At 70.3% G+C, this 25,791-nt stretch carries 20 protein-coding genes and 1 tRNA gene; 13 read left to right on the top strand and 8 right to left on the bottom strand.

From position 1 onward, the window contains the following. The first annotated feature begins 113 nt into the window (after positions 1 to 113). Entirely contained in the window at positions 114 to 4,094 is a 3,981-nt protein-coding gene (gene fxsT, locus J8M51_RS39705) for an FxSxx-COOH system tetratricopeptide repeat protein (RefSeq protein WP_086762824.1), read from the top strand. Between the two features lie 38 nt (positions 4,095 to 4,132). Here fxsT and J8M51_RS39700 read toward each other — a convergent pair whose 3' ends face one another. Continuing rightward, entirely contained in the window at positions 4,133 to 4,996 is an 864-nt protein-coding gene (locus J8M51_RS39700) for an alpha/beta fold hydrolase (protein ID WP_086762836.1), read from the bottom strand. A 588-nt stretch (positions 4,997 to 5,584) separates the two neighbouring features. Continuing rightward, entirely contained in the window at positions 5,585 to 6,031 is a 447-nt protein-coding gene (locus J8M51_RS39695; RefSeq protein WP_086762821.1) for an ATP-binding protein, read from the bottom strand. Positions 6,032 to 6,463: 432 nt separating this feature from the next. Here J8M51_RS39695 and J8M51_RS39690 point away from each other — a divergent pair, with 432 nt between their 5' ends. The 9 genes from J8M51_RS39690 to J8M51_RS39650 all read left to right on the top strand — a co-directional run bounded on the left by J8M51_RS39690 (position 6,464) and on the right by J8M51_RS39650 (position 17,189). After that, positions 6,464 to 7,276, top strand: a complete 813-nt coding sequence (locus tag J8M51_RS39690; RefSeq protein ID WP_216868813.1) for a hypothetical protein — start codon at positions 6,464 to 6,466, stop codon at positions 7,274 to 7,276. Between the two features lie 304 nt (positions 7,277 to 7,580). Beyond that, complete coding sequence (locus J8M51_RS39685) at positions 7,581 to 8,336, top strand: YcnI family copper-binding membrane protein (RefSeq protein WP_086755498.1); 756 nt, start codon at positions 7,581 to 7,583, stop codon at positions 8,334 to 8,336. Between the two features lie 95 nt (positions 8,337 to 8,431). After that, positions 8,432 to 9,106: an SCO family protein gene (locus J8M51_RS39680; RefSeq protein ID WP_086755504.1), complete on the top strand. Its 675-nt coding sequence runs from the start codon at positions 8,432 to 8,434 to the stop codon at positions 9,104 to 9,106. Beyond that, a complete protein-coding gene (locus tag J8M51_RS39675; RefSeq protein ID WP_086755499.1) occupies positions 9,103 to 9,588 on the top strand; it encodes a copper chaperone PCu(A)C in 486 nt (161 codons plus the stop codon). The genes J8M51_RS39680 and J8M51_RS39675 overlap by 4 nt, the downstream gene beginning before the upstream one ends. A gap of 104 nt (positions 9,589 to 9,692) precedes the next feature. Then, a complete protein-coding gene (locus J8M51_RS39670; protein ID WP_256964517.1) occupies positions 9,693 to 11,690 on the top strand; it encodes a copper resistance CopC/CopD family protein in 1,998 nt (665 codons plus the stop codon). 179 nt (positions 11,691 to 11,869) lie between these two features. Further along, positions 11,870 to 13,177 carry an iron uptake transporter deferrochelatase/peroxidase subunit gene (efeB, locus tag J8M51_RS39665; RefSeq protein ID WP_256964518.1) on the top strand — a complete coding sequence of 436 codons (1,308 nt, stop codon included), beginning with the start codon at positions 11,870 to 11,872 and terminating at the stop codon, positions 13,175 to 13,177. Between the two features lie 174 nt (positions 13,178 to 13,351). Continuing rightward, entirely contained in the window at positions 13,352 to 14,287 is a 936-nt protein-coding gene (gene pheA, locus J8M51_RS39660) for a prephenate dehydratase (RefSeq protein ID WP_086755501.1), read from the top strand. Positions 14,288 to 14,955: 668 nt separating this feature from the next. Beyond that, positions 14,956 to 16,233, top strand: coding sequence for a serine--tRNA ligase (gene serS, locus J8M51_RS39655; protein ID WP_086755502.1), 1,278 nt, complete (start codon positions 14,956 to 14,958; stop codon positions 16,231 to 16,233). A gap of 140 nt (positions 16,234 to 16,373) precedes the next feature. After that, complete coding sequence (locus J8M51_RS39650) at positions 16,374 to 17,189, top strand: HAD family hydrolase (protein WP_267299918.1); 816 nt, start codon at positions 16,374 to 16,376, stop codon at positions 17,187 to 17,189. 248 nt (positions 17,190 to 17,437) lie between these two features. On the opposite strand, the gene J8M51_RS39645 is transcribed toward J8M51_RS39650, so the two are convergent. The 6 genes from J8M51_RS39645 to J8M51_RS39620 all read right to left on the bottom strand — a co-directional run bounded on the left by J8M51_RS39645 (position 17,438) and on the right by J8M51_RS39620 (position 21,813). After that, positions 17,438 to 17,521, bottom strand: a tRNA-Ser gene (locus tag J8M51_RS39645). A gap of 284 nt (positions 17,522 to 17,805) precedes the next feature. Beyond that, complete coding sequence (locus tag J8M51_RS39640) at positions 17,806 to 18,108, bottom strand: SGM_3592 family protein (protein WP_256964045.1); 303 nt, start codon at positions 18,106 to 18,108, stop codon at positions 17,806 to 17,808. Positions 18,109 to 18,260: 152 nt separating this feature from the next. Next, positions 18,261 to 18,980, bottom strand: coding sequence for an ABC transporter permease (locus J8M51_RS39635; protein WP_086752613.1), 720 nt, complete (start codon positions 18,978 to 18,980; stop codon positions 18,261 to 18,263). A 10-nt stretch (positions 18,981 to 18,990) separates the two neighbouring features. Then, entirely contained in the window at positions 18,991 to 19,902 is a 912-nt protein-coding gene (locus J8M51_RS39630) for an ABC transporter ATP-binding protein (RefSeq protein WP_086752611.1), read from the bottom strand. Further along, on the bottom strand, positions 19,899 to 20,834 hold the full coding sequence (locus tag J8M51_RS39625; protein WP_086752609.1) for an ABC transporter permease subunit: 936 nt from the start codon (positions 20,832 to 20,834) through the stop codon (positions 19,899 to 19,901). The genes J8M51_RS39630 and J8M51_RS39625 overlap by 4 nt, the downstream gene beginning before the upstream one ends. Continuing rightward, positions 20,824 to 21,813, bottom strand: a complete 990-nt coding sequence (locus tag J8M51_RS39620) for an ABC transporter ATP-binding protein (protein ID WP_086752607.1) — start codon at positions 21,811 to 21,813, stop codon at positions 20,824 to 20,826. The genes J8M51_RS39625 and J8M51_RS39620 overlap by 11 nt, the downstream gene beginning before the upstream one ends. A gap of 448 nt (positions 21,814 to 22,261) precedes the next feature. Here J8M51_RS39620 and J8M51_RS39615 point away from each other — a divergent pair, with 448 nt between their 5' ends. From J8M51_RS39615 to J8M51_RS39605, 3 genes are all read left to right on the top strand, one after another. Beyond that, complete coding sequence (locus J8M51_RS39615) at positions 22,262 to 24,046, top strand: SDR family oxidoreductase (protein ID WP_086752605.1); 1,785 nt, start codon at positions 22,262 to 22,264, stop codon at positions 24,044 to 24,046. A gap of 111 nt (positions 24,047 to 24,157) precedes the next feature. Continuing rightward, entirely contained in the window at positions 24,158 to 25,105 is a 948-nt protein-coding gene (locus J8M51_RS39610) for a MerR family transcriptional regulator (RefSeq protein WP_086752603.1), read from the top strand. 123 nt (positions 25,106 to 25,228) lie between these two features. Then, positions 25,229 to 25,777 carry an RNA 2'-phosphotransferase gene (locus tag J8M51_RS39605; RefSeq protein WP_086752601.1) on the top strand — a complete coding sequence of 183 codons (549 nt, stop codon included), beginning with the start codon at positions 25,229 to 25,231 and terminating at the stop codon, positions 25,775 to 25,777. Positions 25,778 to 25,791: the final 14 nt, after the last annotated feature.

Genomic DNA, 25,791 nt, shown 5'->3' with positions numbered 1-25,791 from the left:
ACCTGCGCGGGCAGGACCCGGGTCACGGACCCCGGCAGCACCACCTGGCACGACCACCGAAAGGCGCGCGACGAGCGAGGCCGAAAGAGGCCGACAGGGCGGAAGGCAGAAACATGGCGCAAAGCCGCAACGGCACCGTGATCACGTTCTACTCGTACAAGGGCGGTACCGGACGGACCATGGCTCTCGCCAACGTGGCGTGGATCCTGGCCGCGAACGGCCATCGTGTGCTGGCCGTGGACTGGGACCTGGAGGCACCGGGCCTCCACAAGTTCTTCCACCCTTTTCTGGACGCCCAGTTACTGCGGGGCACACCCGGGCTGATCAACCTGATAGACGAGTACCGGCGGGAGGCACTGCGCAACCTGCCCGACCGGGCGGCCGACTGGCACCGCAGCTACGCGCGGGTCCGCCCGCACGCGCTCTCCCTCGACTGGGCCTTCCCCGACGGCGGCAGCCTGGACTTCCTGTCCGCCGGCAAGCGCCACCGCGACTACCCCATCGTCGGCAACATGGACTGGGACCGCTTCTACGCCAGTTACGGCGGCGGCCAGTTCTTCGACGCGATGCGCGCCGACATGCAGCGCTACTACGACTTCACCCTGATCGACAGCCGCACCGGCCTCAGCGACCTCGCGGACATCTGCACCGTGCAGATGCCCAACACCCTGGTCGTCTGCTACACCCTCAGCGAGCAGAGCATCGAGGGCGCCGCCTCCGTCGCCCAGGACATCAAGGAGCTCCACGGCGACAAGGGCATCCGGATCCTGCCCGTCGCCATGCGCATCGACCTCGGTGAGAAGGACAAGCTCGACGCCGGTCGCGCCCGCGCCAAGGAACGTTTCTCCGGACTGCCGGCGGGCCTGAACTCCGAGCAGCTGGCCGACTACTGGGCCTCGACAGAGATCCTCTACCAGCCGTACTACGCCTACGAAGAAATCCTCGCGGCGTTCGGCGACCCACCGAAATCGGCCAACTCCATGCTGAGCGCCTGCGAGCGGCTCACCTCGGTCATCACCGAGGAGCGGGTCACCAAGCTGCCGCCGATCAGCGAGGCGAAGCGGGCCCAGTTCAAGAGCGCGTACACCCGGCAGCGGCCGGTGCCCCTGTCCCAGCTGACGCTCTACTACGTGTCCGAGGACCGGATGTGGGTGGACTGGCTGGAGTCGGTGCTTCGCGGCACCGGCTTCGAGGTGGTGCCGAGGAACGTACAGGCGATGCAGACGGCGGAGATCGGTGCCGAGGCGGTGCCCGGCCAGGCACACCGGGTTCTCGCCGTACTCTCGCCGAGCTTCGTCGACTCCCGCCGGGCGCGGGCCGCCTGGGAAGCGGCGGTGCACTCCGGCGGCTCGGAGAAGCGGCAGCAGCCGGTGGCGATCCGTGTCGACGACGTGCAGCTCAGCCTGCCGTACGCGAGTCGGGGCGTGATCGATCTGAAGGGACTCGACGAGTCGCAGGCGTACAGTGCGCTGCTGACCGGACTCGACCGTGCGGACGCGGTCTCGACCGTCTCCCCGAGCACACGCGGACTGCGCTTTCCGAGCATCGGCAGGCGGATCTCGAACATCCCCGCCCGGTACCGCTGGTTCACCGGCCGCTCCACGATTCTTGACCGGTTGCGCGACCAACTGGCCAGCGCCCGGCCGGGACAACGGCTGGCACAGGTGCTGCACGGCCTCGGCGGGGTGGGCAAGACGCAGCTCGCCCGCGAGTACGCGCATCGGTTCATGGCCGACTACGACGTGGTGTGGTGGGTGGACGCCGAGCAGCCGGAACTGGTGCCGCCGAAGCTGGCCGCGCTGGCCCAGCAACTCGGCGTCGGTGGTGGCGACGACGTCGGCGAGGCGGCCGAGGCGGCCATCCAGGCACTCAGGAGCGGGGAACAGTACGACCGTTGGCTGTTGATCTTCGACAATGTCGAGGACCTGGACAAGGCGCTGGAACTGTTCCCGGAGCAGACCTCGCCCGTCGCGGACAACGTCTACGGCCACCTCCTGGTCACCACGCGCGCCCGGCCGACCTCGACCCGGGTCCAGCCGCTGGAAGTGGAGGTCTTCACCCGCGAGGAGAGCGTCGAACACCTGTGCCGCCGCGTGCCGGGACTCAACGACGAGGACACGGCGGACGCGGACCGTGTCGCCGATGCCGTGGGCGACCTGCCCCTGGCCATCGAGGTGGCGGCCGCCTGGCTGGAGGCGACAGCGACCCCTGTCGAGGACTACATCCAGCAACTGCGCGAACAGTCCACCCAGGTGCTGTCCGTGAAGGAAGCGGTGCAGGCCGTGGAGTACCCCTCGTCCGTCGGCGCCACCTGGAACATCTCGATCCGGCGGCTGCGCGAGGAGTCCCCGGCCGCGGCCCGCCTGCTCGAACTCTGCAGCTTCTTCGCGGCCGAGCCCATCTCGATGGGTCTGATCGGCAGCGACGCGATGATCAACGCGCTCCTGCCGTACGACAGAGACCTCCGCGCCCGCTACATGCTCGGCCGGGTCACCCAGGCCCTGAACCGCTTCGCGCTGGCCAAGGTCGACTCCACCGACAACTCGATCCAGGTGCACCGCCTGGTGCAGGCGGCGGTCCGCGACAGCATGGGCGCGCAGAAACACGAGGACACGATCCACGAGGTGCACCGCATCCTCGCCTCCGCCCGACCGCCCGAGGGCGCCGTGGACGACCCCGCCCAGTGGGCCGGGTACGAGGTGATCTGGCCCCATCTGACCCCCTCCAACATCCGGGAGTGCGCGGAGGAGCAGCCGCGGCAGCTCATGGTCGACCGCATCCGCTACCTGTGGAAGCGGGGTGAGCTGCACGCCGCCCGCACCCTGGCCGCCCAGCTCGACGAGTTCTGGACCACCGAGTTCCCGGACGCCAACGACGAACAGGTCCTCAACCTCCGCTTCGAACTGGCCAATGTGCTCCGCTCGCAGGGGCAGCACCAGTCCGCCCGCGACCTGGACGAGAAGACTCTCGCCAGCCAGCGGCGGCTGCTCGGAGAGGGCCACCCCAGCATCCTGATCACCTCCGGCAGCCTCGCCGCCGACCTCAGGGCGCTGGGCCGCTTCAAGGAGGCCCTGAAGCTGGACGAGCGCATCTACCGAGGCTTCCGCGAGATCTTCGGCGAGGACCACCCTCGAACGCTGTCCGCCGCCAACAACCTCGCCATCGACTACCGGCTGGGCGGCAACAGCGAGGCCGCCCGCCGACTCGACGAGGACACGGTCCGCCGCCGGGCCGCCCTGCTCGGGCCACTGCACCCCTACACCCTGATCACCAAGGGGCACCACGCTCGCGACCTTCGCGAACTGGGGGACTACACCGGCTCGATCGAGATCCTGCGCGAGGTGCGCGAGAGCTACAAACAGGTACTCAACCCCGACGTGCCGGAGGTGCTGCGCGTCGACAAGAGTCTCGCGGTCTCCCTGCGCAAGGCGGGCCATCTCCCCGAGGCCCTACGCCTCACCGAGGAGGCCTGGCAGACGTACGCCCGCTATCGCGACCGTTACGGCAGCACCATCCCCGAGGCGCTTGCCTGCGGACTCAACCTCGCCGCGGACTACTTCGCGACAGATCCGGTGAACGGCCCCGGGCGGGCGGTGATCCTGGTCAACGAGATCGTGGAGGGCTACAAGAACTCCTTCGGTCTCGAACATCCATTCGTCATGTACTGCATCAACAACCTGTCCATCTACCACCGGGTCCTGGGGGAGCCGGAGAAGGCGGCGGAATTCAGCGAACAGGCTCTCGGCGCGCTCACGGCGGATCTAGGGGAGGATCACCCGGCCGTCCTGTGCGCTGGGCTCAACCTCGCCAACGCCCGGAGCGATCTGGGTATGTACGACCGGGCCGAGCGGGCGGAGCGTCAGGCGCTGGAGGGCCTGCGCCGACGGTTCGGCCCGGACCACCCCGATGTGCTGGTCAGCACCGGGAATCTCGCGAACACCCTTCGGGAGCTCGGGCGCCAGGAGGAGGCCATACGGCTCCAGGAGGAGGCGGAGGCCCGACTGTCCCAGATCCTGGGCGACGCGCACCCCGTCACCGAGTCGGTGCGCGTGTGGCGGCGCGTGGGCAGGGATCTGGAACCGCAGCAGCTCTGACACTCGGCCGGCCGTGGTCTCTCATCGAGCGGCCACGGCTACCTGACGAGCCAGCTCAGCACACGCGTCATCACCCGCAATGCCCCGAAGTGCGCGGCGCCCGGTTCGACCTCGACCCGGGCACCGGGGATGTTCCGGCCCAGCCAGCGTGTGTGCTCCACGGGCGCGAAGATGTCGTCCTCACCGTGCCAGAGCAGCACCGGCGTGGAGATCTGCCCCAGATCGAAGCTCCAGCCAGTGCTGAACGCCATGACGTCATCCACCCACCCGTCCGCCGAACTGCGCAGGCCCTCGGCGAAGTTGCGCTCCAGCATGTCCTGGATTCCGGCATCCGCGACGATCCACCGGTCGGACTCGGGCAGTTGGCTGGTCATCTCGGCGACCGAACCGGCCGGATCGGCGAGGATCGACAGCGAGCGGAGCCCCAGTGTCGTCGTCACCCGGTTGCGGCCGATCGACGCGTTGACGTACTCGCGCACGTTCGACTCGGTCATGCCCTCGAACCAGTCGAGCCCCGGCGCGTCCCGGGGAGCGAGGCTGACCAGCGCGGCCACCCGTGTCGTCCGTTCCGGCAGCAGTGCGGCGCAGGCCAGCGCGTGCGGGGCGCCGCCCGAGCGGCCGACCACGGCGAAGCGGCCGATGCCGAGCGCGTCCGCGATGCGCGCCACGTCGGCGACCACGGCGCTCACCGTGCGACCCGGCAGCCGGTCGGAGTCCCCGTAGCCCGGCCGGTCGAAGGCGATCAGCCGGACGCCCAGGTGGTAGAGCACCCGCTCACGCGGCGCGGGGCCGAATCTGCTGCCGGGAGTACCGTGCAGCAGAAACACCGGCCTACCGGTCTGCGGCCCACTGTCCTGGACCGCCAGCCGACGCCCGTCCGACGTACGCACTGTTGCCTGCATCGTCATCCCCTGTCGTCCCGTCCCACCCGTGTGCCCCGCCGATCCCCGCCCGCGTTCTTCGTCAACCACCGCGACGGGCACGGACTTCGAACCGCGTCCCTATCGACAGTGGCTCGGTGAGGGCCAGGGGGCGGCACCAGATCACGGTGCGGCACGCGGGGGTCATGCGAAGCACCATGGGCGTACGACACCTTGCGAAGGCACCGCACGACCTCCGCGTACGGCATGACGTGGTCGTGCGACGTGGATTCACACACGGCGCGACGCGCGCCGGAATCGCGCGCTGCCGGAGCACGCGCGGTGGAATCGCACAGGCCGTGACGGAGGTCTTCCGCGACGTTCCGTCGGCCGTCGGCTCGATCCCCCTCACCGGCGGATGCCCGTGCTGGTCGCCAACTCCCCCATCCGGCCAGTATGCAGCCGGACGGCCACGCGGCCCAGACCGCGTGAGGCATCGGGCCCCGCGAGCGACAGGTCTTCACCGGGAACGCGCCAACACCCCGTGACCGGAGGCGGGTCGGGGCGGGGTTGAGCCGGGTGAAGTGGAGTGGGGTGACTCAGGACGGAATCGGGCCGGACAGGGGTGGGCTACACCGCCACCAGCGGTGCGTCCTCGCGCCACTTGAGGATCTTGTCGAAGCTGACGATCGCGCCGCCGCGGCCCGGTTTGTTGCCGATGTGGACATGGTCGGCGAGTTCGCGGATGAGACAGAGACCGCGGCCGTTCTCGGCGTCGGTGTGGGCCGGGCGGACCGGCTGGCGGTGCGGGAAGCCGGGGCCCGTGTCGTCGACCTCGATCCGGCACGTCTCGCCGTCGAGATAGGCGGTGACCCGGTACGCCTCGGTGGCGGCGCCGGCCGCGAGCGCGCCGCCGTGCTCGACCGCGTTGGCGCAGGCCTCGCTGAGGGCGACGGAGAGGTCGTAGGAGACGTCCGGGTCGACGCCCGCCGTCTCCATCGTGCCGATCAGCAGCCGCCGGGCGAGCGGCACGCTCGCAGCCTCACGCCGCAGATGGAGTGACCACCAGATGCTCATGCTCCAGCCTCCTGGCCGCGGCTCGACATACCGTTACGTATTGCCGCCGAGGGCCGCGCGCAATCGCCCGGAGGCCGTCTCTCCGCCCATACGGCGGATGCGTCCCCCGAACAATCGGTGTATGCGGACCGAACCCTTCCGAATCACCCACCCCTTCCGCCCCTCCAACGGCCCCGTCCGGGGTCAGGGGCCCCGGCGGTCTCGTGACTTCAGGCGCCCGGCGAGCCCCCGCTCTTCTAGGGGCGCGGGGAACTGCGCGACAAGCCCCCACCGACCCGCACCCGCCACTCCACCGCACCCCCCACCCCCTCCCGCGCCCTCCACCCCTCCCCCACCCGAACCCCACCTGAACACCGGCCCCGTCTCTTCCGTACCTGAACCCATGTACCCGCCCAACCCAGCGGAGCGCCCCGGTGCGATGATGGGCCCGCCATGACTGCCCCCCACCCACACCGGCCGACCGCCCCGCGCCGGGCCCGCGCCGGAGGTGACCTCCGGGTTCCGCGGGCCGCGGTGTTCGCCGCGGTCTGCGTCGTGCTGGCCGGGGCCGGACACGCGCTCGCCTCGTGCGCGGCCGTCCCGCTGTGGACCCTGGGTGCCGGTTTCGCCGGTGTCTTCGCCGTGGCGGTCGCCCTGGCCGGACGGGAACGTTCGCTGCCGGGCATCGCGGCGACGCTGGCGGTGGGCCAGACCGTGCTGCACGTCCTCTTCGGACTGGGCCAGCACGGAGCGACGGCCGCGTCGCGCACCACGGAGACCATGGACGCGGTGCTCGTCGAGCGCGCCGCCCGCTTCCTGTGCGGCACGACCGCGGCGGCCCTGAGCCCCACCGAGGCGCGGCGGATCCTCGTCGAGGCGGGTGTCGGCGGTACGCATGCCGCACACGGCCCGGCGGACACCATGGCGGACGCGGCGGGCTCGTCCGCCCTGCTGCCGTCGTTGCCCATGTTGCTCGGCCATGTACTCGCGGCCGTGGCCGCCGGGTGGATGCTCCGCCACGGCGACCTCGCGCTGCTGCGCCTGGCCCGGCTGTCGGCCCAGGAGCCGCTCGTACGGTCCCTGCGCGGGGCGTTCGCCCTGGCACTGGCCCTGCGGTCCGGGCTGCCGAGTACGCCGGAGACCGTCCCGGGTGTCCGGCACGGCGTGTACGCGGCGCCCGCGACCCTGCGGACGACCGCCCTCCAGCACACACTCGTCCGGCGCGGCCCACCCGCCGCCACCCCCGCCCTCACCCTCGCCGCCTGACCCGACGCACGCTCACTCCGCACGGGGAGAGAAGTCCGTCGTACGGCGTCGAGGCGCGCGCACCCGCGTCCCCTTGCGCTTCCGCTGTCCTGACGCTTCCGGCTGATGCCTGCTGGTTCCTACCGGTTCCTGCGCGCTCCTGCCTTACGGCTTCAGCTCCAGCTACGGCTACGGCCACCCAGCGCTCGGCTCACCGGCTCACCGGTTCGCCAGTTCGCCGGTTCCTCGGTTCGCGGCGCGCGCCGCCCGTCTTCTTCGTTCCTCCTCGTCCCTCTCCCTCACTCACTGTGGAGTGTCACCAGTCATGAAGGTTTCTCGTATCGCCGCCGTCGGCGCCCTCGCCGGTTCCGCCGTCCTCGTGCTGTCCGGCCCCGCGTTCGCGCATGTCAGCGTCGCGGCGGAGGGCACGGCTGCCAAGGGCGGGTACGCGACCGTCAACTTCAAGGTCCCCAACGAGCGGGACGACGCCACGACCACCAAGCTCGAGGTCAACTTCCCGACCGACCACCCGCTCGCCTCGGCCCAGCCGGAAGCCATCCCCGGTTGGGAGATCAAGGTCACCAAGGCCAAGCTCGACAAGCCGGTCGAACTGCACGGCGAGCAGATCGACGAGGCCGTCTCCAAGATCACCTGGACCGCCGACGGCGCCGGCATCAAGGCGGGCTTCTTCCAGAAGTTCCCGGTCTCCATCGGCCAGCTCCCCGAGAACACCGACGAACTGGTCTTCAAGGCGATCCAGACGTACTCCAACAAGGAGGTCGTCCGCTGGATCGAGGTGCCGAAGGACGGCGAGGAGGAGCCCGACAACCCGGCGCCGGTGCTCGCGCTGTCCGCCGCCTCCGACGATCACCACGGCTCGTCCGCCTCCGCCGCCTCCGACGAGTCCAAGGACGCCAAGGACGACGCCAAGAACGCCGAGGCCGCGTCGAACGAGACCACCGCCGCGCCCGCCGACAGCAGCGACACCACCGCCCGCGTCCTCGGCATCGTCGGCATCGTCGTCGGTGCCGCGGGAGTGGCGTACGGCGTCCTGGCCGGCCGTCGCCGCACGAACGCCTGAGCCTCCGGCTTCTCGGCCCTCTCCCCTCGGCGCGCACACGGCCCCGTGCGCGCCGGGGGCCCGAACATCTGGGACTTTTCTCCATGCGTTTCTCCATGCGTACGAACACGAAGAAGAAGACGTTCGCGGCCGGCGCCCTGCTGGCCGCGGCCGTCCTCACCCTCTCGGCCTGCGGCACGGGCGACGGCTCCACGACCTCGGTCGCCGAGGTCTCCGACACCGGGCCGCGCAAGGCCGCCACCGTCCTCGACCAGCCGTTCACCAAGCCGGACCTGGTCCTCACCGACACGAAGGGCAAGGCGTACGACCTCCGCAAGGAGACCGAGGGCAAGCCGACGCTGATCTACTTCGGCTACACCAACTGCCCCGACGTCTGCCCGCTGACCATGAACAACCTCGCGGTCGCGAAGAAGGAGGTGGCGAAGAAGGTGTCGAAGTCGGAGCTGGCGAACCTCCGGCTCGTCTTCGTCACCACCGACCCCGAGCGGGACACCCCGGCGGAGCTCGGCAAGTGGCTCAAGGGCATCGACTCCGAGATCGTCGGTCTGACCGGCGACTTCGACGAGATCCAGGCCGGCGCCCGCACCCTCGGCATCTCCATCAACCCGCCGACCAAGGACAAGAACGGCAAGACGATCTCGGAGCACGGCACCCAGGTCATCGCCTTCTCGCCGAAGACCGACGGCGGCTATGTGCTGTACGGCGAGGACGCCACCGTGCAGGACTACGAGAAGGATCTGCCGAAGCTGCTCAAGGGTGAGAAGCCGTGAAGGCACTCGTCCGCCTCGCCGGGCCCGCCCTGATCACCACCGCCACGCTCGTCCTGACCGCGTGCGGTTCCTCCGGCTCCTCCGATGAGTCCACCGGCGGCTCCTCCGCCGCGAAGCTGCTGGTGAAGTCCGCCTACATGCCCCAGCCCGTGACGGACTCCCTGGCCGCCGGCTTCCTCGTCATCGAGAACGACGGCGGTACGGCGGACGAGCTGACCTCCGTCACCAGCGACATCGCCCAGGACGTCACCGTCCACGAGACGGCCGGGCAGTCGATGCAGGAGGTCACGGGTCTGAAGGTGCCCGCCGACGGCCGGCTCGTCCTCAAGAGCGGCGGAAACCATCTGATGTTCGAGAACCTGAAGCGCAAGCCGAAGGAAGGCGAGACGGTGTCCCTGCGGTTGAACTTCACCAAGTCCAAGGCCATCACGGTCGAGATGCCCGTGAAGTCGGCGACGTACCAGCCGACCAGCGGACACTGAGGGAGGTAGCACCCTTGAGCCGGTTGAGGCCATCGCCGAGGCCATCGCTGAGATCGTCGCCGGGCTCGTCGCCGAGCTCGTCGCTGAGGCCCATTCTGCTGCTGTTGCTCGCCGTCGTCGGCACCCTGTTCGCCGGTGCCGTGCCCGTCTCCGCGCACGCCGCGCTGACCGGCAGCGATCCACAGCAGGGGTCGGTGGTCAAAGAGGCGCCCGACCAGGTGTCGCTCACGTTCTCCGAGAGCGTCGCGATGTCCGACGGTTCGGTGCGCGTGTACGACCCCAAGGGCAAGGAAGCCGACACCGGCAAGGTCACCGACCTGGGCGGCAACAGCTATGCGGTGGGACTGCACTCGGGCCTGCCCGACGGCACGTTCACCGTCACCTACCAGGTCGTCTCGGCGGACAGCCACCCCGTCTCCGGCGCCTTCACCTTCTCCGTGGGGGCGCCGTCCAAGACGACGGTCGCCGTACCCGAGCAGGAGGCGGGCGGCGGGATCGTCGGCGGTCTCTACGGGTTCGCGCGCTACCTGTCGTACGCCGGGTTCATCCTGATGGTCGGCGGCGCGGCGTTCGTGCTGGCCTGCTGGCAGCGCGGTGCCGGGGTACGGCCCGTGCAGCGGCTGGTGGTCTCCGGCTGGCTCACCCTGACCACCGCCACCCTCGCGATGCTGCTCATGCGCGGCTCGTACACCGGCTCCGGCAAGCTCGGCGACATCTTCGACCTCGACCTGCTCGGGCAGGTCCTCCAGACGAAGACCGGCGCCGCCCTCGTCTCCCGCCTGCTGCTCCTCGCCGCCGCCGCGCTGTTCATCGCGGTGCTCTTCGGGGCGTACGCGCGACGGGACGAGGAGCCCCAGGACGAGAAGACCGAGGACGAAGCCGCCGGAGAGACGCCCGAGGGGAACCCGGCTGACGAGCACGACGACGAGTCCCATCACCGTGACCTCACCTTCGGGCTCGCCATCGGTGGAGGCGTGGTCTCCACCGGTCTCGCCGCGAGCTGGGCGCTGGCCGAGCACGCCTCGACCGGCATCCAGCCAGGCCTCTCGATGCCCCTCGACATCCTCCACCTGCTGGCGGTCGCCGCCTGGCTGGGCGGCCTGGCGACCCTGCTGGTGGCCCTGTTCCGGGCGCCCGTCGACGCACCGATCGAGACCGCGGCCGTACGACGGTTCTCGCGGGTCGCGTTCGGCAGTGTGCTCGTCCTGACCGCGACCGGGATCTACCAGTCCTGGCGCCAGGTCGGCACCTGGTCCGCGCTGACCGGCACCTCGTACGGGCAGCTGCTCCTCGTGAAGATCGGCCTGGTCGCCGTCCTCGTCGGGATCGCGTGGATCTCACGTCGCTGGACCTCGCAGCTGGCGGAAGCGCCGACCGAGGCGAAGGCGCAGGCGGAGACAGCCACGGAGGCAGCGGAGGACGCGGCGGCGGAGAAGAAGCCGGTGGTCGCGCACGCGAGCGGCAGCAGCGGCGGCTCCGGCCGCACGGCCGGCGGAAGCGCCGAGGGAGATTCCGCCGGAGGTTCCGAGCGCGCCGCCCAGCTCGCACGGCAGCAGGCTGCCGTGGCGAGCGCGCGGGAGAAGCGGATACGGAACGCCGACCCGGGCCGTACGGGGCTGCGCCGGTCGGTGCTGGCGGAAGCGGGCATCGCCGTCGTACTGCTCGCCGTCACGACGGTACTGACGGCCACCGAGCCGGGGCGGACGGTCGAGGAGGCCAACGCGGCCAAGGCCGCCGCCACGCAGGAGGACGAGACGTCGGGCGCGCTGGCGCTGGACATGTCGTTCGACACCGGGGGCAAGAACGGCCAGGGCGTGGCCCGGCTGCAGATCGATCCCGCGCGCGTGGGCGCCAACGAGATGCATGTCTACGTCCAGGGCCCCGATGGCAAGCCCTTCGACGTCCCCGAGGTGAAGGTCGCCTTCACCCTGGAGGCCAAGAAGATCGGTCCGCTGCCCGTGGTCCCCGACCGGGTCACCGCCGGCCACTGGACGGCCAACGGGGTGCAGCTCCCCATGGCGGGCGACTGGAAGATCGAGATCACCGTACGGACATCTGAGATCGACCAGGTGACCGTCAGCAAGAACGCGAAGATCGGCTGAAACACATCATGGCTGACCAGGACCTCGCCGAAGACGGCCCCGCCGCCCCGAAACGGGCACGGGGCGGTGCAGGCCGTGCGACCACGGCCGCAGGGGCGCGAGCGACCACGAACGACTCCCACGCCTCCCAGCCGCCGTCGGGCGGTGCGAAGCGAGAGCCGGCGAAGCAAGAAGCGGCAATGGGCGACCCGGCCGGGAACTCCTCGGAGGGACCGATCTCCCGGCGCCGTCTGCTCGGCACGGCCGGCGCCACGGGCCTCGCGCTGGGCGCGGTGGGCGGCGCCACGGGGTACGCGGTCGGCGCCGCTTCCGGGTCCTCGTCGGCCTCCCCGTCCTCCGCGGCCGGGAAGGTCACCCCCCTGTCCTCCCTCGGCTCGGGGGAGGTGAGGTTTCACGTGAAACATCAGCCGGGGATCACCACGCCGCTCCAGGCCCGTGGCCACCTCGTCGCGTTCGATCTGGCGGCCGGGTCGGGGCGGAAGGAGGCCGCCGCCCTGCTGCGCCGCTGGTCGGATACGGCACAGCGACTCATGGCGGGTGAGGCAGCAGCCCAGGACGACACGGACATCGCCCGTGACGCGGGGCCGTCGTCGCTGACCGTCACCTTCGGTTTCGGGCACAGCTTCTTCGCCCGTACGGGTCTGGACAAGCAGCGCCCGGAGTCCCTGGACCCGCTGCCCGACTTCTCCTCGGACCAGCTCGACAGAACCCGCAGCAACGGCGACCTGTGGGTGCAGATCGGGGCGGACGACGCGCTGGTCGCCTTCCACGCCCTGCGCGCGATCCAGAAGGACGCGGGCGGTGCGGCCCGGGTGCGGTGGCAGATGAACGGCTTCAACCGTTCGCCGGGAGCCACGGCCCACCCCATGACGGCCCGCAACCTGATGGGGCAGATCGACGGCACCCGCAACCCGAAGCCGGCCGAGTCCGACTTCGACGAGCGGATCTTCGTACCGGCGAACGCCTCACCGGGCACCTCCGGCGACCCGGAGTGGATGGCGAACGGCTCCTACGCCGTCGTACGCCGTATCCGCATGCTCCTCGACGACTGGGAGCAGCTCTCGGTCAAGGAGCAGGAGGATGTCATCGGGCGCCGGAAGTCCGACGGCGCGCCGCTGAGCGGGGGCGCGAAGGCGATCGAGACAACCGCGATGGACCTGGAGAAGACCGACGCGCAGGGCGATCTGCTCGTCCCGATCAACGCGCACGCACGGATCACCCGCCCCGACCAGAACGGGGGCGCGGCCATGCTCCGCCGCCCGTTCTCCTTCCATGACGGCATCGACGCGAAGGGGGTCCCCGACGCCGGTCTCCTCTTCGTCTGCTGGCAGGCCGACCCTCTCCGCGGCTTCGTCACCGTGCAGCGCAAACTCGACCGCGGCGACGCCCTGTCGAAGTTCATCCGCCATGAGTCGAGCGGTCTGTTCGCGGTGCCGGGAGGCGCGGCGGAGGGGGAGTACGTGGGGCAGGGGCTGCTGGAGGGCTGACGGGGCCACCCGCCGGTCCGGGCTCGATGGTCCGGGCCCGATGGTCCGGGCCCGCCGGTCCGGGGAAGCGGGCCGGGGAGGCGTGAGGGCGCCTCCGGGGCCGTACATCGCCCTCAGGGGTGGTGTGGGCGGGAGGCGTGCGTCGGGCGGCTTCAGGCCCATTAGGGTGAGGCCATGCCAGCCAGCTACGTGTACCTCGGTCCCGAGGGCACCTTCACCGAGGTCGCCCTGCGCACGCTGCCGGAGTCCGCGACCCGCGAACTCGTCCCGGTGGTGTCGGTGCCCGCCGCACTCGACGCCGTCCGCAACGGCGAGGCCGAGGCCGCGTTCGTCCCGATCGAGAACTCCGTGGAGGGCGGCATCACGACCACGCTCGACGAGCTGGTCGCCGGCGCCCCGCTGATGATCTACCGCGAGGTGCTCCTCTCGATCACCTTCGCGCTGCTGGTCCGGCCGGGCACCAAGCTCTCGGACATCAAGACGGTCACCGCGCACCCGGCCGCCCAGCCGCAGGTCCGCAACTGGATGAAGGCCAACCTCCCGTCCGACGTCGTCTGGGAGTCCGCCGCCTCCAACGCCGACGGCGCCCGCCTCGTGCAGGAGGGCCGCTACGACGCCGCCTTCGCGGGTGAGTTCGCGGCCTCCCGGTACGGCCTGGAGCCCCTGCAGACCGAGATCCACGACGCGGAGAACGCCCAGACCCGGTTCGTCCTGGTCGGCCGCCCGGCCCGGCCCGCCGCCCCGACCGGCTCCGACAAGACCTCCGTCGTCATCTGGCAGCGCGACGACCACCCCGGTGGACTGCGCGATCTGCTCGGCGAGTTCGCCGTCCGCGGTGTCAACCTCATGCTGCTGCAGTCCCGCCCAACCGGCGAGGGCATCGGCAACTACTGCTTCGCCATCGACGCCGAGGGCCATATCTCCGACCGCCGGGTGGCCGAGGCGCTGATGGGCCTCAAGCGGATCTGCCTCCAGGTCCGCTACCTCGGTTCGTACCCGCGTGCGGATGCCGCCACCGCGAAGGTGCGGCCCACGCTGCCGGGCACCTCGGACGCCGAGTTCGTGGCCGCCGCGGACTGGGTGGCGCGCTGTCAGGACGGCCGGTTCTAGGACGGTAGTCCCAGGACGGCCGACCGGCTGCCTGCTGGCCCGCCCGCCTACCCGTCTACCCGCCTACCTGCGCGCCTGCCTGCCTGCGGCCTGTCCTACCTGCTTATTTTCTTTGTCCACAGAAGTTATCCACAGGGCGGCTTCTCGACCTGGGGACAAGTCGACAACACAGTGCCATCTGGTCGACAAATCCCCTTGCCAGGCCTCGCCGCGTCCACAACCCCGTGGGTCACCCTTCGTCCACGTGTTTCCTGCCGTCAATCCTTTAGAGCGACCCATTTACCCGCGAATCCACTCGAAAGTGGGCGTGAAGGTGGTTTGACTCGGGAATCCTCAAGTCGGCGCCCGACTTCCCCCGCGATCTTCTCCGTAGTCCACAGATCTTCCTCACAGCCTGTGGATAACTCTGCGGCGATGTGGATTCCTGTGGACGGCCGATCCCCAAGTCCCGTACGGAACAAGGGAGTCGAGTCAACCAGGCGCCACGTCCACACCCCCTTTCAGGGGTTCACCCCACAATTCATTGACTTTCACCGGCCTCCGCTCACCGCCCGCGCCCCCGCATCACCCCTCGCCACCGCGACAGACATTCAGTGCAAAAAGGCACAGAAGCGGCGCGGAGGGAATTCAAGTCGTGGGCCGGAACGACGCACCGGTAGCCTTGTGGGGTGATTGACCTTCGCCTGCTCCGTGAGGACCCCGACCGTGTGCGCGCGTCCCAGCGCGCCCGTGGAGAGGACGTCGCGCTCGTCGACTCCCTCCTGTCCGCCGACGAGCGGCGCAGGTCCTCCGGCGTCCGCTTCGACGAGCTCCGCGCCGAGCAGAAGTCGCTCGGCAAGCTGATCCCCAAGGCCTCCGCCGAGGAGAAGGCCGAGCTGCTCAAGCGCGCGGAACAGCTCAAGGCCGACGTCAAGGCCGCCGACGCCGAGCGCGACGCGGCCGACACCGAGACCCAGCAGCTCCTGCTCCAGCTCGGCAATCTCGTCCACCCCGACGTCCCCGTCGGCGGCGAGGAGGACTTCGTCACGCTGGAGACGCACGGCGACATCCGCGACTTCGCGGCCGAGGGCTTCGAGCCGAAGGACCACCTGGAGCTCGGCACGATCCTCGGTGCCATCGACACCGAGCGCGGCGCCAAGGTCTCCGGCTCGCGCTTCTACTTCCTGACGGGCGTCGGCGCCCTCCTCGAACTCGCCCTGGTCAACGCCGCGATCGCCCAGGCCACCGCGGCCGGCTTCACCCCGATGCTGACCCCCGCGCTGGTCCGCCCGCAGTCGATGGCCGGCACCGGCTTCCTCGGCCAGGCCGCCCAGGACGTGTACCACCTCGACAAGGACGACCTCTACCTGGTCGGCACCTCCGAGGTCGCGCTGGCGGCGTACCACATGGACGAGATCATCGACGCCGACCGCCTCCCCCTGCGCTACGCGGGCTTCTCCCCCTGCTTCCGCCGCGAGGCCGGTTCGCACGGCAAGGACACCCGGGGCATCTTCCGCGTCCACCAGTTCGACAAGGTCGAGATGTTCTCGTACGTCGCGCCGGAGGACTCGCAGGCGGAGCACCAGCGCCTGCTGGACTGGGAGAAGCAGTGGCTGACCTCGCTCGAACTGCCCTTCCGGGTCATCGACGTCGCCTCCGCCGACCTCGGCTCCTCGGCCTCGCGCAAGTTCGACTGCGAGGCGTGGATCCCGACCCAGGGCAAGTACCGCGAGCTGACCTCGACCTCCGACTGCACCGAGTTCCAGTCGCGCCGGCTGCAGATCCGCGTCCGTGACGGCAAGCAGGTCAAGCCGCTCGCCACGCTGAACGGCACACTCTGCGCCGTCCCTCGCACGATCGTGGCGATCCTGGAGAACCACCAGCAGGCCGACGGTTCCGTCCGTGTCCCCGAGGTCCTGCGCCCGTACCTGGGTGGCCGCGAGGTGCTGGAGCCGGTAGCCAAGTGAGCGAAGCGGCTGCGACCGGGGGTCCCCCGGACTCCGGGAAGACGACGGCCCGCGGTCCCGCGGACGCGTCCGCGGGACCGCGGGGAGCCCAGGACTCCGAGGCATCCGTGACCTTCCCGGACCCGGACTCAGGATCGGACTTGGCATCGGGCTCGGGCTCGGCGTTCCCGTACAAGCTGATCGCGACCGACCTCGACGGGACGCTCCTGAGTTCCGACGACTCGGTCTCCCTGCGCACCCGTGAGGCGCTCGCCGCGGCCACCGCGGCGGGCGCGGCCCATATCGTCGTCACCGGCCGGGCCGTGCCCTGGACCCGCCACATCCTCGACGACCTCGGCTACCGGGGACTGGCCGTCTGCGGCCAGGGCGCGCAGGTCTACGACGCCGGAGAGAACCGTCTGCTCACGGCCGTCACCCTGGACCGGCAGCTCGCCGCCGTGGCCCTGGCAAAGATCGAGGCGGAGGTCGGCCCGCTGTACCTGGCCGCCAGCCGCGCGGGCCTGGACGGCGAGATCCTGGTCGGCTCCGGGTACTCCCTGCACGGCTCGCTCCCCACCACCCCGCTGACGGACGTGTCCGACCTCTGGGCGGCCCCGCTGAACAAGATCTACATACAGCACCCCACGCTGACCTCCGACGAACTCACCGAGGCCTCCCGTCAGGCCGCCGGCGGCTTCGTCACGGTCGCGATGGCCGGCGAGGGCATCGTCGAACTGCTCCCCCTCGGCCTCACCAAGGCCACCGGCCTCTCCCTCGCCGCCCGCCGCCTCGGCGCCAAGCGCACCGACACCATCGCCTTCGGCGACATGCCCAACGACATCCCCATGTTCAACTGGGCCGCCCACGGCGTGGCCATGGCCAACGCCCACCCCGACCTCAAAGCCATCGCCGACGAAGTGACCTCCTCCAACGAGGCCGACGGCATCGCCGAGGTACTCGAGCGGCTCCTCGCTTGACCGGCCGGTGCCGACGAAGGGCTACGCCCGGCGAGGCACCATCGGCGAACAGGGGTACGTGTATCGAGGTTCTCGGGGCTGGATTCAGAACACCCGGCGAGTGCACTGGGCGCCGGGCGGGTGTGCTGGGTGTCGGGCGGGTGTGCTGGGCGGGGGCAATGGGGAGGGGGAGAGGTCTCCCCGAACACTGTCTGCTCTCGCTGCCCGGGGCCCCACGACCCGGCCACGTCACAGCGACAGCGAAACGGCGGAGGATGCACGATTCGAACGTGCGCGGGCAGAACCCGACCACGGCTTAGCAAGCCGGTGCCTTACCACTCGGCCAATCCTCCGGGTGGGCGGCCCACGCGAAGCGATTCGCGTGCTCGAAGCGGCCGCCCCGGGCAGCTCCCCGCTGGGGGAGACGGACTCGACGGAGGGGTAACTACTCCGGAGCCCGCCGTGGACTGCCCTGCCGGGAACTCGACGCACCGTGCCTGAAGGACAGCATCGCCGGGCTCCTCTCCCAGAACGTGGCGCCGACTCGATCCGGCGACCTGGACATCAACCACTGTGCCCGGCAGCCGAGTTGCCCGCCACCTAATATCCGCCCGCGCGAAGCCCCTGCGCAGGCCACTCACCTGCGGCGCCACCTACGGCGTCGTGCCTTGCTGAAGAACCACCCGGCCGGCGGCCCGTCCGAACGCCACGGCTCAGGATCGGGAGCCTGCCGGCGCCAGCGCGCCGCGAGCATCCGGGCCCGCGCCGATGGCTCGGCCGCCTCCGCGGACCGTATGAAGTCCGCGTCCAGCACGATGTCGTCCCAGCCACCCTCGCTCGGGGCCTCGGACTCGGTCCCGGCACCCGCTCCGGACCCGGTCGCGCCCTCGGGCACCGCGCCCCGTGGCTCGCCGCTGTCGGGCGAAAACTCCGCTGCCATCCCCGTCCCTCCTGCCTCCTGGCCGCCCTCCTGGCCGCGTAATACCCCTCGTTCCCCTTTCGCCCAGTCTGCCGGGACCCAGGTGAAGCCCCCGTCAAGATCAAGGACGGGGGCGGTCGGCCCTCCGGGACTGAGCGCCCCGGAGGGTCCCGTCACTCCTCGCCGGCCAGCTTCAGCGTCCGCAGCTTCTGCCCCGCGTACCAGGTCGCGCCCGCCGTGACGACCGTCAGCAGTACCACCGCGGTCGGCAGCCCTACGTCGGAGGTCACCAGGCCACCGTCGGTGACCTTCTGCGCGACGGCGAGCGCCCACTGCTGGACGCTGAGCGTGCGGGCCCCGTCCACCAGGGAACCGAAGAGCGTCTCCCAGACGAGCGCGTACACCAGCCCGAAGACGACAGCGTGCCGGGTGATTGTCCCGAGGAGCAGGAACATCGCCGCGTACGCGATCGAGGCGACCAGGGCCGCCACCGTGTAGGCGACCGCGATCTGCTGTCCGTTGCCGTTCAGGATCAGGCCGGCGATCAGTGTCGGTACGGCCGAGAACGCCATGGTCACCGCGATCGCCACGATCAGCTTGGTGAAGATGATCGTCGGCCGCTTCACCGGCTTGGCCAGCAGATACACCACCGAACCGTCGTCGATCTCCGGCCCGATCGCGCCCGTTCCCGCGATGACGCCGATGATCGGCACCATCGTGGCGAGGGCGAACCCGCCGAGGAGGTCCGCGGCCACCTGGTCGTCGGCGCCGCTCAAGGCACGCACGGCCACCGAGAGCACGATCAGCAGGGCGGGCAGCGCGCTCAGTATGAGGGCCCGACGGCGGCCGAGCAGGGCTCGGTAGGTGAGCCGGGCGACTGTGGGGTCGTACATCTTCGGCCTCCTACGCCGCGACGAGATACGAGAAGACGGACTCGAGGGACTCGTCCGACGGCGAGACCGTGAGCAGACGGATGCCGTGGTCCCGGGCCACCCTCGGCAACAGGGCCGTGAACCGGCCGAAGTCGACGGCCTGGATGCGCAACGCACCCTCGGCCAGGTCCACTTCGATCCCCGCGGTCGACGGGTCGGCGATCAGCGCGGCGGCCAACGCCCGGTCGTCGCTGGAACGCACCAGATAGCGGTGCGGGCGGTCGGTCATCAGCCGGCGGATGCGCCGGAAGTCACCGCTCGCCGCGTGCCGTCCGGCGACGATCACCTCGATGTGGGCCGCCAACTGCTCGACCTCTTCGAGGATGTGGGACGAGAACAGCACCGTGCGGCCCTCGTCGCCCATGCGCCGCAACAGGTCCATGAGCTGCATGCGCTGGCGCGGGTCCATGCCGTTGAACGGTTCGTCCAGCAGCAGCAGCGACGGTTCGTGAACCAGCGCGGACGCCATCTTCACGCGCTGGCGCATGCCCTTGGAGTACGTCGAGATCTTGCGGTCCTGCGCGTACTCCATCTCCACCGTGGCAAGCGCCCGTTGGGCCGCCTTCGCGCCCAGACCGTGCAGTTCGGCGTTGGCGACGACGAACTCTCGGCCCGTGAGGAAGTCGTACATCGCCTCGCGCTCGGGGACGATACCGATGTGCTTGTAGATCTGCTCGTTGCGCCACACCGGCGTGCCGTCGAGGGTGACGGAACCCGTCGAGGGGGCGAGGAAGCCGCCCATCATGTTGATGAGGGTGGACTTGCCGGCGCCGTTCGGGCCGAGCAGTCCGGTCACACCGGGGCCGATGGTCATGGTGACGTCGTTGACCGCCACCACGTTGCCGAACCAGCGTGAGACGTGGTCGATGTTGAGGGTGGTCACAGCCCGACCTTTCGGTAGCGGCGCATCAGCAGGCCGTAGGAGCCGGCGATGAGCCCCAGGACGACGAGGAGGTAGAGGACTCCCTGCCCGCCGGAGGGACCGTGTCCGCCGGGGAAGGCGGAGGCGGCGCCCAGGAAGGCGGTCTGTACGCCGTCTATCAGGGTGATCGGCGAGAAGAGGCCGAGCCAGGGCACCACATCGGCGCTGGACTGCTCGGTGGCGATGGCCTGGACGACCGACACGGCCCCGTAGGAGATGGTCAGCACGGCGATGACGGCCGCGATACCGAAGCCACGGCGCGGGGTGACCGCCGAGATCACCAGGCCGATACCGGCGAAGAGGAGCGAGAGCAGTGCCACGGACACCAGTCCCTGCGCCAATCCCTTGGTCTGGTCGGTGAAGTCGAGCTTGGCCAGCAACGCGCCCACATAGAGCACGAACAGGGGCACCGCGGTCAGGATGAACAGCGCCGAGGTCAGCGCCGCGAACTTCGCGCGGACGTAGTCGGCGGTCTCGATCGGGCGCGAGAAGTACAGCGGAACGGTCTTGAACCGCAGGTCGCGCGAGACGGCCTGGGGTGCCTGGGAGGCGACGTACAGGCCGATGACGGCCTGCATGATGACCGCGTAGTCGGTGTACTTGACGGGCAGGTCGTTGGCCTTGGTGGCGACCGCGACCGCCACCATGATGGCCGCCGGCACGCACATCACCGCGAACAGCAGCATGGGCAGCACCTTGGACTTGGCCGAGCGGCCCAGTCCGTAGGAACCGCGCAGGGACTGCGAGTACAGCGAGCGGCGGGCGTAGGCGCGGCCGAGGCGGGGGCCGTCGTACGAGCGGTATCCGATGTTGTGGATGCGGCTCTGCTCGCCCGTGCCGGCGGGCTGTCCGCCGAGGGTCTGTGTCTGGGCGCCGTGCTGCTCAACCGCCATGGCCGACCGCCTCCTTTCCTGCGTCCTGGGCACGCGGGGTGCCCGTCTGCTCGTCGTTGTCCTGGAAGACCTCGGCGATCTGGTGCCTGCGCTGCTCCATGCGGACCAGGCCGAGCCCCAGGTCGGCGACGACGTCGCGGACCAGGTCGTAGGTCTCGTCGCCCTGGGCGGTGAGCAGCAGGATGTGTCCGGCGCCGGGGAGGCCGCTGCCGTCGGCGACGGTGACTCCGCGCGCGTGGAGCGCCTCGCGCAGCGCACCGGTGCCGTCGGGGTGTTCGTCGCTGTCGGTGACCTCGATCGCGAGGGTCGCCGTGCTCTGGGTGAAGTCCCGGGTGGAACTGGAGCGCAGAAGCTTGCCGCCGTCGACCACGACGACGTGGTCGCAGGTGCGCTCCAGCTCTCCGAGCAGATGGGAGGTGACCAGGACCGAGATGCCGAAGTCGGTGTGGATACGGCGGATCAGGCCGAGCATCTCGTCCCGGCCCACCGGGTCCAGGCCGTTGGTCGGCTCGTCCAGGAAGACCAGCTGCGGGTCGTGCACCAGGGCCTGGGCGAGCTTCACCCGCTGTTTCATGCCCGTGGAGTAGCCGCCTATCGGGCGGTACCGCTCCTCGTACAGGCCGACGTGGCGCAGGGTGTCCGCGGTGCGCTCACGCGCGGCGGTCGGCGGGAGCCCAGACATGCGAGCCATGTGCACGACGAACTCGGTGGCCGAGACATCGGGCGGCAGGCAGTCGTGCTCCGGCATGTACCCCACGCGCTCGCGGATGTCGCCGCCCTTGGTGGCGACATCCAGGCCGAGCACCTCGGCCCGGCCCTCCGAGGCGGGGGACAGACCCAGCAGGATTTTGATCAGTGTGGACTTGCCGGCGCCATTGGCACCGACGAGTCCCGTCACACCGGGTCCGATGTCCACGGAGAGCCGGTCAAGAGCGGTCACCCTCGGGAACCGCTTGCTCAGGCTTTCGGTCGCGATCACAGTCACGATTCAGACATTAGGGGCCCGGGCCGCCGAGGTCGTCACCCCGCAGAGCTGTCTCGACATCACTCTCGAGTCGTAGGGGCCCGTAGGGGGCCTCCACCGCCGGTCCCCCTAGGGGTCACCCTGAGGTCGAACGACCCGACGCGGGGCGGGCCGCGTGACAGCGGCCGTCATACGAGGAACGCCCGGGGTCTCCATTTCGTGCCCGCCTTCGCGTCCTTGTTTCACGCCCGTGTTGCACGCCCGTGTTTCGCGTCCGTCCTCGGCCTCGTCGGTTGTCCACAGCCCGCGGCACCTCCATTGACGCAGCCGCCATTCACTGTCACATTCATTGATGTCACATTACGAACACGGAGCGTAGTCGACCAGAGCTCACCCAGGAGAAGGTGTTCTGCCCGGACGACGGCCTGCCGCGCGTCCGGGAGCGGACGAAGGGGACGTATCGATGGCCGAAGGGGGAGACATGACGGATGCGAGGACGCTCGAAGGCGCGCGGGAGCGCCAGGTGCGTGCGGACGGGGTGGAGTTGTGCGTCGCCGAGCTGGGCGATCCCGGGCAGCCGACGGTGCTGCTCGTGCACGGCTACCCCGACACCAAGGAGGTGTGGTCCGAGGTCGCCGTACGGCTCGCGGAGCGCTTCCACGTGGTGCTGTACGACGTGCGCGGCCACGGCGGGTCGACGGCTCCGCAGCCGTTGCGCGGCGGGTTCACGCTGGAGAAGCTGACCGACGACTTCCTGGCGGTGGTGGACGCGGTCAGCCCCGACCGCCCCGTTCATCTGGTGGGGCACGACTGGGGTTCCGTGCAGGGCTGGGAGTTCGCGACGGCCGAGCGCACCGAGGGCCGCGTCGCGTCCTTCACCTCGATGTCCGGTCCCTGCCTCGACCACATGGGGCACTGGATCAAACGGCGGGTGAAGCGCCCCACCCCGCGGCGGATCGGCCAACTCCTCGGCCAGGGCGCCAAGTCCTGGTACATCTACGTGCTCCACACGCCCGTGCTGCCCGAGCTGGCCTGGCGCGGCCCCCTCGGCAAGCGGTGGCCCGCCGTGGTCCGACGGGCCGAGAAGCTGCCCGGGCACGACTACCCCAGCCCGTCGCTGCCCACGGACGCAGCGCACGGTGTGTGGCTGTACCGGGACAACATGCGGGCTCGTCTTGCCCGCCCCCGTGACGACGCGTACGCCCACGCGCCCGTGCAGCTCATCACGCCCCTGGGGGACCAGTTCCTCTCCGAGCGGCTCTACGACGACCTGGAGTCCTGGGCGCCGCAGCTCACCCGTCGCACCCTGCCCGCCAAGCACTGGATCCCACGCACCCGGCCCGACCAACTGACTTCCTGGATAACCGAGTTCGTCACGGCGGCCGAGGGCGGCCGACCCGCCCCGGTGGCCACCGGTAAGTACCCGGACCGGTTCGGCGGGCAGCTGGTGCTGGTCACCGGCGCGGCCGGAGGCATCGGACGGGCCACCTCCCTCGCCTTCGCCGAGGCAGGGGCCCGCGTCGTGGCGGTCGACCTGGACGCCGAAGGAGCGGCCCGCACCGCGGAGTTGTCCCGGCTGGCCGGCGCGCCCGAAGCCTGGGCCGAGGCGGTCGATGTCTCGGACGAGCAGGCCATGGAGAAGCTCGCCGAGAAGGTCCGCACCACGTACGGCGTGGTCGACGTGCTGGTGAACAACGCGGGGATCGGGCTGTCGGGGTCCTTTCTCGACACCACCCCCGACCACTGGCGGAAGGTCCTCGACGTCAACCTGTGGGGTGTGATCCACGGCTGTCGGCTCTTCGGCAGGCAGATGGCCGAGCGCGGACAGGGCGGCCACATCGTCAACACCGCTTCGGCCGCCGCGTATCTGCCGTCCCGGTCGCTGCCCGCGTACAGCACGTCCAAGGCGGCCGTGCTGATGCTGAGCGAGTGCCTGCGCGCGGAGCTGGCCGGTCAGGGCATCGGGGTGACGGCGATCTGCCCCGGCATCGTCAACACCGGCATCACCTCGACCGCGCGCTTCGCCGGTGTCGACGCCGAGGAGGAGAAGCGTCGGCAGCGAAGGGCCTCGAAGCTGTACGGGCTGCGGAACTACCCACCGGAGAAGGTCGCGGACGCCGTCCTGCGCGCGGTGGTCCGGAACCAGGCAGTCGTCCCCGTCACCCCGGAGGCCCACGGCGGCCGCTTCATGTCCCGGTTCACCCCGCGTGCACTACGCGCACTCGCCCGCCTGGAACCGCCCCTGTGAGCCCCCGGGACGCATGGGAAGCGAACGAACACCACGTCGTCGACGATCGCGACGACAGAACCACCGGCAGCCGGCCCCGGCGGCGCTGAGGCGCAGAGAGGATCAAGGACCGTGAGCGACGAGGCAACCGCGCCCGCGTATCGCATCGAGGATCTCGCGCGCCGCAGCGGCGCCACGGTCCGCACGATCCGCGCCTACCAGGACCGCGGGCTGCTCCCGCGTCCCGAGCGGCGCGGCCGGGCGAACGTCTACTCGGACACGCATCTGACCAGACTGCGCCAGATCGCCGACCTCCTCGACCGCGGCTACACCCTGGCCTCCATCAAGGAGTTGCTGGAGGCCTGGGGCACCGGTCGTGGCCTCGGCGGGGTGCTGGGCCTGGCCGCCGAGGTCGACGGGCCGTGGTCCGACGAGCAGCCCGTACGGATCTCGCGGGCCGAGCTGGTCGAGCGGTTCGGCGGTGCTCCGGACGCGGCGGCGGTGGCGGACGCGGTCGACCTGGGCGTGCTGGAGCAGGTGCCCGGCGAGGAGGACCTGTTCCTCGTGCCCAGTCCCCAAGAGCTTGCCGTGGCAGCGGAGTTGCATGCTGCCGGCGTGCCGTTGTCCGCGATCGCAGGTCATCTGAGGGAGTTGAGGGGTCAGGTCGAGCACATCGCCGCCCGCTTCCTGGAGTTCACGACCGAGCACGTGTTCGTCCGCGCTGCAGGACCGCACCAGCCGCCGACCGACGCCGACACGGTCGAGGCGGCCACGCTGGTACGGCGGCTTCGCCCCCTGGCCCAGCAGACGGTGGACGCCGAACTCGCCCGCGCGATGCGGCTCTTCGCCACCCGGCAGCTGCGTCGGCACCTCGCCCCCGAGACACCTGCCGAAGCGGCGGCTGAGTCATGCTCCGTTCGGATCCCCGCCACCACAATGCGAGCTGTCGAGAATCTGGTTGGCGCCGAACACGCACCGGACTTCGTCGCGGCGGCAGCCGAACGAGAGGTGCAGTCGCGGACCTTGGACAGGCTCACTGCAAATATGCGTGAATGCCACAAAGTTGACCAATTGCCCTGAATTAGGCGGTTAGTTGTCCACAGAATCTCCAATTAGCCTGTGGATAACTCGACTTGGCTGTGGATCAAACATCTGGACCAAAATCAAGTGCGTGACGCGGGTCTCGCCAGGCACGCTGACCGAATGAACGAACGACGTACCGTGAGAGTGTCGAAGTACCTCTCGAAACACCTCCGACACCAGCCGGAACGGATCGGGCTCACCCTCGACGAGGGTGGCTGGATCGGGATCGACACACTCATCGAGGCGGCGGCCGCCCACGGCTTCCCCTTCACCAGGGCCGAGCTCGACCATGTGGTCGAGGCCAACGACAAACAGCGCTTCGCGGTCGACGGTGACCGAATCCGCGCCAGCCAGGGTCACACCGTCGAGGTCGACCTCGGGCTGCCCCCGGCGACCCCGCCGCCGTACCTCTACCACGGGACCGTGGCGGCCTACCTGACCGCGATCCGCGCCGAGGGCCTGCGCGCCATGAACCGGCACGACGTGCACCTCTCGCCCGACCGGGGGACCGCCACCCGCGTCGGCGCCCGCCGGGGACGCCCCGTCGTCCTCTCCGTGGACGCGGGCGCCATGCACCGTGACGGCCATGTCTTCCGGGTCAGCGCCAACGGAGTGTGGCTGACCGAGACGGTTCCGCCCGGCTACCTGCGGTTCCCCGAGGCACGCTGAGCGGAACCACCCGA

Origin of the sequence: Streptomyces griseiscabiei, from assembly GCF_020010925.1 — a bacterium.
Taxonomy (GTDB): Bacteria; Actinomycetota; Actinomycetes; order Streptomycetales; family Streptomycetaceae; genus Streptomyces; species Streptomyces griseiscabiei.
This window is presented reverse-complemented; position numbering and strand designations above follow the sequence as displayed.